Genomic DNA, 431 nt, shown 5'->3' on the forward strand with positions numbered 1-431 from the left:
TGGCCGGGCGGTCGATCAAATCGTTGACCCCGCGTTTGCCACTGAAACTGGAACCTTCGAGCACGTCCGTTATGCGTTTGTCTTGCTCATGGCCGAGTTTGATCAGGGTATCGAGGTGACGCTCGACGAAATCCTTGGGGGCCACCTCGAAATGCTGGCGCGTGTAGTAACGGCGATCCGCCTCGTCACTGGCGCGGCCGTGGGCGGTGAAGTCGGGTGTGGCGCCCTGGTATCTGGCGAATTTAAACGCCTCGGCATGGGCGTCTTTGCGCAATTGCTCCAGTTCCGGGGGCGTTGCTACGCCTGCAGGCTCGACCTTGCCACCCTTGTTCAAATAATCCAGCAAGGCTTGGCGGGTGTGTTCCTGATCCGGTTCCGGCAACTGCTCCAGATCGGCGAACAAGGCCTGCACGCTCGGGTTGCCGTCAGCC

General features: G+C 60.8%; 1 protein-coding gene. It reads right to left on the minus strand.

What is annotated here, in order from left to right:
• Positions 1-431, minus strand: a 431-nt coding sequence (locus IB223_RS18775; RefSeq protein WP_225591218.1) for a hypothetical protein, incomplete at both ends; no start/stop codon positions are given.

Origin of the sequence: Pseudoxanthomonas sp. PXM03 (assembly GCF_014852005.1) — a bacterium.
In the GTDB taxonomy this organism is placed as follows: Bacteria; Pseudomonadota; Gammaproteobacteria; order Xanthomonadales; family Xanthomonadaceae; genus Pseudoxanthomonas_A.